Source organism: Kitasatospora sp. NPDC041988 (assembly GCF_055588525.1).
The window spans coordinates 31,698-39,689 of record NZ_JBVJCO010000047.1; the positions used below are offsets into that span (position 1 = coordinate 31,698).

Annotated in this window: 13 protein-coding genes and 1 pseudogene; 6 read left to right on the forward strand and 8 right to left on the reverse strand. The window is 75.1% G+C overall.

Annotation, left to right across the window (positions count from 1 at the left end; all coding sequences use genetic code 11):
- Positions 1 to 149 precede the first annotated feature (149 nt).
- The 5 genes from ACZ6NC_RS33590 to ACZ6NC_RS33610 all read right to left on the reverse strand — a co-directional run bounded on the left by ACZ6NC_RS33590 (position 150) and on the right by ACZ6NC_RS33610 (position 2,295).
- On the reverse strand, positions 150 to 599 hold the full coding sequence (locus ACZ6NC_RS33590; RefSeq protein WP_465737642.1) for an ATP-binding protein: 450 nt from the start codon (positions 597 to 599) through the stop codon (positions 150 to 152).
- Positions 599 to 964, reverse strand: a complete 366-nt coding sequence (locus ACZ6NC_RS33595) for an STAS domain-containing protein (protein ID WP_465737643.1) — start codon at positions 962 to 964, stop codon at positions 599 to 601. Before ACZ6NC_RS33595 ends, ACZ6NC_RS33590 begins: the two co-directional genes overlap by 1 nt.
- 49 nt (positions 965 to 1,013) lie before the next feature.
- Positions 1,014 to 1,409: an ATP-binding protein gene (locus tag ACZ6NC_RS33600; protein ID WP_465737644.1), complete on the reverse strand. Its 396-nt coding sequence runs from the start codon at positions 1,407 to 1,409 to the stop codon at positions 1,014 to 1,016.
- 231 nt (positions 1,410 to 1,640) lie between these two features.
- Positions 1,641 to 2,099, reverse strand: a complete 459-nt coding sequence (locus ACZ6NC_RS33605) for an SRPBCC family protein (RefSeq protein ID WP_465737645.1) — start codon at positions 2,097 to 2,099, stop codon at positions 1,641 to 1,643.
- A 22-nt stretch (positions 2,100 to 2,121) separates the two neighbouring features.
- The gene (locus tag ACZ6NC_RS33610) at positions 2,122 to 2,295 is read right to left on the reverse strand and encodes a CsbD family protein (protein ID WP_465737646.1); all 174 of its coding nucleotides are present in this window, start codon (positions 2,293 to 2,295) and stop codon (positions 2,122 to 2,124) included.
- Positions 2,296 to 2,485: 190 nt separating this feature from the next.
- On the opposite strand from ACZ6NC_RS33610, the gene ACZ6NC_RS33615 reads away from it, so the two are divergent.
- From ACZ6NC_RS33615 to ACZ6NC_RS33625, 3 genes are read left to right on the forward strand one after another with little or no spacing between them, the layout of a single operon-like run.
- A complete protein-coding gene (locus ACZ6NC_RS33615) occupies positions 2,486 to 3,610 on the forward strand; it encodes a carboxylate-amine ligase (protein ID WP_465737647.1) in 1,125 nt (374 codons plus the stop codon).
- Between the two features lie 58 nt (positions 3,611 to 3,668).
- A complete protein-coding gene (locus ACZ6NC_RS33620; protein WP_465737648.1) occupies positions 3,669 to 3,827 on the forward strand; it encodes a hypothetical protein in 159 nt (52 codons plus the stop codon).
- Between the two features lie 27 nt (positions 3,828 to 3,854).
- Complete coding sequence (locus ACZ6NC_RS33625) at positions 3,855 to 4,871, forward strand: iron-containing redox enzyme family protein (RefSeq protein WP_465737649.1); 1,017 nt, start codon at positions 3,855 to 3,857, stop codon at positions 4,869 to 4,871.
- Here the strand turns inward: ACZ6NC_RS33625 and ACZ6NC_RS33630 are convergent.
- Together ACZ6NC_RS33630 and ACZ6NC_RS33635 are read right to left on the reverse strand one after the other, a co-directional pair.
- Complete coding sequence (locus tag ACZ6NC_RS33630) at positions 4,836 to 5,129, reverse strand: CDGSH iron-sulfur domain-containing protein (protein ID WP_465737650.1); 294 nt, start codon at positions 5,127 to 5,129, stop codon at positions 4,836 to 4,838. The two genes, ACZ6NC_RS33625 and ACZ6NC_RS33630, sit on opposite strands and share 36 nt — an antisense overlap.
- 19 nt (positions 5,130 to 5,148) lie before the next feature.
- Positions 5,149 to 5,802: a HemK2/MTQ2 family protein methyltransferase gene (locus ACZ6NC_RS33635; RefSeq protein WP_465737651.1), complete on the reverse strand. Its 654-nt coding sequence runs from the start codon at positions 5,800 to 5,802 to the stop codon at positions 5,149 to 5,151.
- Positions 5,803 to 5,953: 151 nt separating this feature from the next.
- On the opposite strand from ACZ6NC_RS33635, the gene ACZ6NC_RS33640 reads away from it, so the two are divergent.
- A complete protein-coding gene (locus tag ACZ6NC_RS33640) occupies positions 5,954 to 6,121 on the forward strand; it encodes a hypothetical protein (protein ID WP_465737652.1) in 168 nt (55 codons plus the stop codon).
- A 41-nt stretch (positions 6,122 to 6,162) separates the two neighbouring features.
- Here ACZ6NC_RS33640 and ACZ6NC_RS33645 read toward each other — a convergent pair whose 3' ends face one another.
- Positions 6,163 to 6,582, reverse strand: coding sequence for an SsgA family sporulation/cell division regulator (locus ACZ6NC_RS33645; RefSeq protein WP_465737653.1), 420 nt, complete (start codon positions 6,580 to 6,582; stop codon positions 6,163 to 6,165).
- A gap of 235 nt (positions 6,583 to 6,817) precedes the next feature.
- Here ACZ6NC_RS33645 and ACZ6NC_RS33650 point away from each other — a divergent pair, with 235 nt between their 5' ends.
- On the forward strand, positions 6,818 to 7,351 hold the full coding sequence (locus ACZ6NC_RS33650) for a flavin reductase family protein (protein ID WP_465737654.1): 534 nt from the start codon (positions 6,818 to 6,820) through the stop codon (positions 7,349 to 7,351).
- 23 nt (positions 7,352 to 7,374) lie between these two features.
- A pseudogene (locus ACZ6NC_RS33655) lies at positions 7,375 to 7,992 on the forward strand (hypothetical protein); the annotation flags it as partial.

The following is a 7,992-nucleotide window of genomic DNA, read 5'->3' on the forward strand; positions in this document are numbered from 1 at the left end:
GCGTGGGTCCAGCTTAGGCCGGGGGCCCGGGCGGTGCCGCGTGTGGAAGGGCATCCGATGGCGGCGAGGGGCGGCGGTCGGGAGGCGGGCGGCGGTGTGGGCTGGGGCGGTGGCGTGGGGCGGGGCGGCGTCGGCGTTCACGCCCCCCGTCAGTGCGGGTGGTGCCCGGTCGCCGGCCCCAGCCGGGCCGGCGGGGCCGCGATCTCCGACCACACGGTCTTGCCGCGCGCGTCCGGCAGGCTGCCCCAGGCCCAGGACAGCAGCGCCACCACCCGCAGCCCGTGTCTGCCGGGGAGCGTCGGATCGTCGTTGCTCCGGAGCACCGGCGGCTCGGGGCTCTCGTCGGACACCTCCACGCGCAGCCCCGACGGCGAGTGGCACAGCCGCAGCTCGATCCGACCGCCGGCATGCCGGGCGGCGTTGGTGACCAGCTCGCTGACGACCAGCAGGACGTCCTCGGCCACCGCCCGGCGCTCGTCCCCCGAAGCCGGGAGCCAACCCCAGTCAAGCAGGGCCGCGCGGGTGAACTCGCGGGACCGGGTGACCGCTCCCCTGCCGGAGACGAGGGCCAGGCGGCGCTGGTCGGCGGCGGGTGCCATCAGCCGTCCTGACCGGCGAGCGCCTCCGCCATCGAGGGGGCGACGTGGAAGATGTCCGCTGCCCCGGTGATCTCCAGCATGCGGGCCACCATCGGGCCGGGAGCGGCGAGCACCAGCACCCGGCCGTCGCCCTCGGCGGCGAGGCGGGTGCGCAACAGCAGGTTCAGGCCGGTGGAGTCGCAGAAGGACAGGCCGTCGCAGTCGATCACGACCTGGCCGGGCGGGCCGTGCAGGACGGTCTCCAGGGCTTCCCGCAGCGGCTGCGCCGTATCGTGGTCCAGTTCGCCCTCGGGGCGGACGACCACGCTGCGCCCGGAGGCGCTCACCGTCACCGTGAGCCCTGCCGGGGCACCGTCGGCTTCCATGGCCTCCGCTCCTCCCATCTCCTAGTCCAACGATAGGCCGCGTCGCCCCTCAGCGGTCGCGGACGGTCGTCTCGACGATCTTGCCGGTGGCCGTGCGGACCGCGTGCACCCGATGGCCGATCGTGGCCACCACGAGCAGGCCGTATCCACCCGGCCCGGGCCGCGCGGCTGGTCGGAGCAGCTCCGGGCTGGTGTCCGCGACCGCTATCTCGACGCCCGCGTCGGCGACCGCCATGCTCAGCGTGCACGGGCCGGGTGCGTGACGGCACGCATTGCCCACCAACTCACCGACCACCAGCACCGCGTCCTGACGCGTCTGCGGGCTCAGCCGGCCCCTGCCGACTCCTGCCAGCTCACCGAGGAAGCGGGACGCGGCACGCCTGGCCCTGCCTTCCGACCCGGGGGCTCCGTCGAGGTCGACCGAGAGCGAGGGGACACACCGCATGACGTCACCTCGGCTCTCCTCGCGTCGCTCCGGACCTCGCTCCTACCCCACCGCAGCCGCCGAAACCTGCGGCTCGGGTGCGGGGACGGTCCGGCGGCTCCGGGTCACCGTTCGGGACGGAGGCCGCCGAACGGCGCGACGGGCCGTCCAGGGCGCCGCGCCGATCGCCGGCCGGTGGTACTACTCCTGGACGGCCCGTCGTTTCGGGGCCGACTGCGGTTCCGGGCGGGCTCAGCCCGGGGTGAGGCGGCCCCGCCATCCGCCGCTCTCGCCGCCGCGCCCCTCGATGAAGCCCTTGAAGCGGTCGAGATCGCCCTTCACCCGCCAGTCGACCATGCCGAGCGTGTCGGCCGCCGACTCGGCCAGGCCCTCCGGCTCGAACTCCATCGCCAGGTTCACCCGGGTGTGGTTCTCGTCGATCTTCCGGAAGGTCACCATGCCCATCTGCTGCACGTCCCCGCCGACGGTCCGCCAGGAGACCCGCTCGTCGGGCAGCTGGTCGACGATCTCCGTGTCGAACTCACGGTGCACGCCCGCGATGCTGGTCTTCCAGTGGTTGTGCCGGTCGTCGATCTGCCGGACCTCCTCCACCCCGTCCATGAAGTTCGGGAACTCCTCGAACTGCGTCCACTGGTTGTACGCGGTGTGCAGTGGCACATCCACGTCGATCGATTGCCGCACCATGCTCATGAGTGCTCCTCCTCGTCGTAGGTCAGTCCTTGGCGGCGTCCTTGACCTTCTCGGCGGCCTGCTTGATGTCGCTCTTGGCCTGGGTCGCCCGGCCCTCGGCCTTCAGACCGGGGTCGTCGGTGGCCTTGCCGACCGCCTCCTTCGCCTTGCCCTTCGCCTTCTCGGCGACGTTCTTCGCCTTGTCCCCGGCGCCCATGGCGTCGCTCCTCTGCTCTCGGCCCGGCCGCGGTCCGGCCGGCGTCCTCGGGCGTCTGCTCCGGTCTGCGGACCTCAAACCGCCCGGCCGGCACGGGCTTGGCCGCGCCCCTGACGGGTAGCCGCGGGAGGCGGCGGTGTCCCCCGGCCTTCCCGTCCGACCGGCACCGCACCGCAGGAGGGAGGCCGACGTGCGGCCGCTGCGCTTCGGTGTGGAAGAGGAGTACCTCCTCGTGGACGCCCGGACCAGGACCACGGTGCCCCGGGCGGCCTCCGTGCTGCGGGACGTGTCCCGCGTCCTCGGCGACCGGGCACAGGCGGAGTTCTACGCCACCCAGATCGAGGGCTGCACGCCCCCGGTGCGCACCGCCGCCGAGCTGCGCGCGCAGCTGCTGGCGGTCCGGGCGGCGCTGACGGCAGCGGCGGCCCGGGCCGGCTGCCTGCTGGTCGCCTCCGGGTCGTCCGTCCTGCCGAGCACCCATCCGCTCCCGGTCACCGACGAGCCGCGCTACCGGCGGATCGCCGGCCATATGGGGCCGGGCGTCACGGACCAGGACGGCGGCGAGCTCTGCGGCTGCCACGTCCATGTCGGCGACCTGACCCGGGGCGAGGCTCTCGCGGTGAGCAGCCGGCTGCGCCCGTGGCTGCCGGTCGTCCAAGCCCTCGGTGCGAACTCGCCGTTCTGCGAGGGCGTGGACGGCGGCGGGGCGAGCGCGCGGGCGGCACACTACGAACGCTGGCCGACGGTCGGGCCGGCTCCGAGCCTCGACGAGAGCGGGTACGAGCGGTACGTCGAGCGACTGGTCGCCGACGGCACCGTCGTCGACCGGCGGATGATCTACTGGTACGCGCGCCCGTCGGAGCACCTGCCGACGTTGGAGGTGCGGATCGCGGACGTGAACGCCGATGTCGGCGTCCCGGTGCTGATCGCGGTGCTGGTCCGCGGGCTGACCCGCGTCCTGCTCGCGGAGACGGACCGGCCGTGTCCGCCCGTCCGGGAACGGCTGCTGCGCGCGGCCCACCGGCGGGCCGCCGCGGCCGGGCTGCACGGCACCGCCCTGGACGTACGCGGCGGCGGTGACGCGCCCAGGCCTGTGCCGATGTCCGCCCTGCTCGACGAGCTGCTGGAGCGGGCCGCGCCGGGCCTGGCGGCCGAGGGCGACCTCGACCTGGCCCGGCGGCTCTGTGCCCGGCTGCTGGCCGGCGGCGCCGGCGCGGACACCCAGCGGGCCGCTTTCGCCCGGCGCGGCCTGCTGCGGGACGTGGTCGACGCGCTCGCCGCGCTGACGTCCGGCGGCCGGACGGAGTCCGACTGAGCCGGCCCTTTGCCGGGCAGACGCGCGCCGGGGGCCGTAGAACCGGAGGTGTGACCGCATGTCCCGCCCGCAGCGAACCCCGCGCCGTCGGCGGATGCCGATGTGCCCGCCCACGTACGCCTCGGTGGACCACGCGATCAACCCGTGGACGGACCCGGGAAGACCGGTCGACCGGCGGCGGGCCAAGTGCTGCACCCTCGAACTCGCCGCGGCCTGACCGCCGCCCTCCTCTCCGGAGACCACCGTGATCGAGACCTCCCGACCGCCCCACCTGCCCGCCCCACGCGGCCCGCTCTCCGAGGCCGTCCGGACCATCCTCACCTCGGGCCCGCCCGGCGCCGCCGGCCTGCTCGACCCCGTCCCCGTCCGCACGGAGGACCCGTGGGGCGAGGACCTGCAGCTGGCCCTCTACGTCTGCTACGAGCTGCACTACCGCGGCTTCGAGGGCGTCGGCCCGGGCTGGGAGTGGGACCCTGAACTGTTGCGGCTGCGCCGCGAGTTGGAACGTCACTTCCTGGCCGCCGTACAGGAGGAGGCGGGCGAGCCCCCGCCGCTGGACGACCTGCTCGAACAGCTGCTCACCGAACCGCGCACCGGCACCGGCCCCTCCCACTTCCTGCTGGCCCACGGCGAGCGCTGGCAGGCCTGCGAGTACCTGGTGCACCGCTCGCTGTACCACCTCAAGGAGGCCGACCCGCAGCTGTGGGCCGCGCCCCGCCTGGGCGGCGCGGCGCAGGCGGCCTTCCTGGCCGTCGAGTACGACGAGTACGGGGCCGGGCACCCCGAGCGGGCCCACTCCCGGCTGTTCGCCGAGATGATGGCGGACTTCGGCCTGGACCCCGCGTACGGCCACTACGTCGACGCGGCGGCCGCCCCGGCGCTGGCGGTGGTCAACCTGATGTCGCTGTTCGGTCTCCACCGGGGCCTGCGCGGCGCGCTGGTCGGGCAGTTCGCGACGGTGGAGATCACCTCCTCGCCCGGGTCCGCCCGGCTGGTGCGCGCGTTCGAGCGGCTCGGCGCGGGGCCGGCGGGCATCCGGTTCTACCAGGAACACGTGGAGGCCGACGCCGTGCACGAGCAGTTGGTCCGGCACGGGGTGATCGCCCCGCTCATCGCCGCGGAGCCCGCGCTGGCCGGCGACGTCTCCTTCGGGGTCGCCGCGAGCTCGCTCGCCGAGGACCGCCTCGCCGCCCATCTGACCGGCGCGTGGGCGGCCGGGCGCAGCTCACTGCGCGGCGGGCCGCTCGCCGGGACCGGGTGAGCCGCCGGGACGGTGGCGGCGGTGGCTGGTGTCGCAGAACGGGTAGCGGCGGCTGCGGCCGCAGGTGCACAGGGCCACCACCGGACGGTCGGAGCGGACCGTGACGCCGTCCGCGAGCACGATCTCGACCGGGCCCTCGATCAGCACCGGGCCGTGCCCGGTGGGCTGCACCCGCCGCGGGCTGCCGCCGTCGGGGCGGGGCGGCTCGGGCGGCTCGGGCGGCTGCGGCGCCCCGACCGACCGCGGCGCCTCGGACACGCCGGGCGGGGCGGGTGGGTCAGGCAGGGCGGGCACCGCGGATCACCGCCAGTTCCTCCTCGCGGACACCCGGGTCGATCAGGCCGCGGCTCTCGAACCAGGCGGCCCGTCCGGTCATCACCGGCCCGAAGCGCTGGCGCCGCCGGGCCACCACCTCGGCCCGCAGCCCGGCCCGCTGCAGGGCTCGCAAGGTCGCCGGGACGTCGGCAAGCGAGGACTGCACCACGAGCAGCACTCCTCCGCGCGCCAGCAGGCCGGGTGCCTCGCGGCAGATCCGGTCGAGCAGCAGCCGGCCGTCCGGCCCGGCGTCCCAGGCCCGCGCGATACCCCACCGGGGGCTCCTGGGCCGCTCGGCGGGCACATACGGCGGGTTGCTGAGCACCAGGTCGAACCGCCGGCCCCGGACCGGGCCGGTCAGGTCGCCGTGGCGCAGCCGGACGCGGTGCCGGTGGAGCCAGGCGTTCGCTCCCGCGGTCGCCAGGGCCAGCCAGGACACGTCCACCGCCGTCACCCGGGCACCGCGGCAGGCCGCCGCCAGCGCGAGGGCACCGCTGCCGGTCCCGAGATCGAGGCAGCGCACCCCGCGCAGCGGCCCCTCCCGGGCCAGGCTCTCCGCCAGCAGGGCCGTGTCACCCTGGGCCGGGTACACACCGGGTGGTCTGAGCAGCAACATACCGCGCGCCTGCCCTGGATCCTCCCGCGCAACCGGACCTTCCGGGCTTCACTCCCGTCCCGTCGCGACCATCCCGGGCACCGCGAGTGTTTCACCCGGAGCCGGGCAGACGGAATGGCCGGAGGTGGGGACATCATGAAGGAGGGCGGCCATGGCGCTCGTACTCTTCCTGATCATCATCGCGATCGTGCTCGGGCTCGTCGGCGTGGTCGCCGACGGGCTGCTCTACCTGCTTTTCCTCGGCATCGCGGTGCTGCTGCTCGCCGTGGGCATCTCCGCGGTCCGGTTCCGGCGCGGGAGCAGGCGCGCGCCCCGGTGAGGAGGGGCTCGGCGAGGAGGGGCCGCGCGGGAGGAAGCGGCTCAGCTCTGCTCGCCGAGGAGTGCGGCGACGGTGTCCGGGCAGTCGATGAAGGAGCTCTCTTCGCCCACCGGGACGGCGCGGTAGGTGCGGTCGAGGAACCGGGCAAGCTGGTCCGAGCGCAGCACGACCAGGGCACAGCCCTCCGGGCCGTGGATCTGGATCTGGGTGAAGCCCTCCTCCCACGGACCGACCCGGACGTCCCCGTCGCCGGAGGGCGCCTCCAGCCCCGCGGCAAAGAGGTCGCGCGCGGCGGTCCACTCCATCTCCTCCTGCTCGCACGGCCGGAACGACGACCGGGCCGGAAAGCCGAGCGTCAGGGCGAGGGGGTCGTCACTGGCGTAGCGCACGCAGACGCGGATCATCTGCGGGGCCGGTCCCAGGATGCAGGCGTCGACGACGTCCTCGATCAGCTGGCTCACTCCGTACTCCTCCCTGCGGTGTGGTGCCGGGGCGTCTACCCGGACCTCGGAGGTACATGTCCTCCCCGTTCGGGGGGAATGGTGGCTGCTCTGTGCCCTCCTGTTCACATCTCCGGCATCGCCCCGACGCGGCTCCTCCGGTGGGGCTCTCCCAAGGCGGCTCCCCCAAGGCGGCTCCCCCCGGCGAGGTCACCGCCTTCACCGACCACACGACACCCAGGAAAGAGGCCGCACCATGAGCCGGTTCGACGCGTTCGTCGCACTGCTCGACTATCCGGTCTACGTCGTCACCGCGGCGGTCGGCGAGGAACGGGCGGGCTGTCTGGTCGGCTTCGCCGGGCAGTGCTCGATCCGGCCGCCCCGGTTCACCGTGTGGATCTCCAAGGCGAACCACACCTACACCGTCGCCTCGCGCGCCCGCACCCTGGCGGTCCATCTGCTCCCACGCCAGCGCCACGACCTCGCCGAACTGTTCGGCGGTCACACCGGCGACCACGTCGACAAGTTCACGGCCGTCCCCTGGACCCCCGGTCCCGACGGCGTCCCCGTCCTCACCGACGCCGTCGCGTGGTTCGCCGGCCGCGTCCGCGACCGCGCCGACTGGGGCGACCACGTCGGCTTCCTCCTCGGCCCCCTCACCACCCGGACCACCCGGACCACCCGGACCACCCGGACCACCCGGACCACCCGGACCACCCGGACCACCGACCACAGTCACCCGCTCACCTTCCGCGACGTGACCGACATCGACGCGGGACACCCCGCCTGACCACGAACCCGGGAGGTGGCCAGGTGCCCACGCAGCCCGTACCGCCCGTCGAGGCCCTGCGGCGGATCGCCCTGCTGCTGGAGGCCCGGCAGACGTCCCCGTACCGCGTGCGGGCCTTCCACCGCGCCGCGGACGCCGCCCGCGCCCTGCCCGGCGGCCCGGTGGACACCGCACAGGCGTTGCGGCTCGCCGGGGTCGGCCCGGTGACCGCCCAGGTGATCGCCGAGGCCTCGGCCGGGCGCGCGCCCGCGTACCTGGCCCGTCTGGAGGCCGAGGCCGGGCCGCCGGCCCGCGCGGCCGAGACGCTCCGGGCCGCCATGACCGGCGACTGCCACCTGCACTCCGACTGGTCGGGCGGCGGCGCCACCATCGAGGAGATGGCATCGGCAGCCGCCGCCCTCGGCCTCGCGTGGGCGGTGCTGATGGACTACTCCCCCCGGCTGACGATCGCCCACGGCCTGTCCGCAACGCGCCTGCGCGAACAGCTCGCCGCGGTGGCGGAGGTCAACCGCGGCCTGTCACCGTTCCGGCTGCTGACCGGCATCGAATGCGACATCCTCCACGACGGCGGGGGGGGGGGGGGGGGGGGGGGGGGGGGGGGAGGGGGGGGGGGGGGGGGGGGGGGGGGGGGGGGGGCCCGT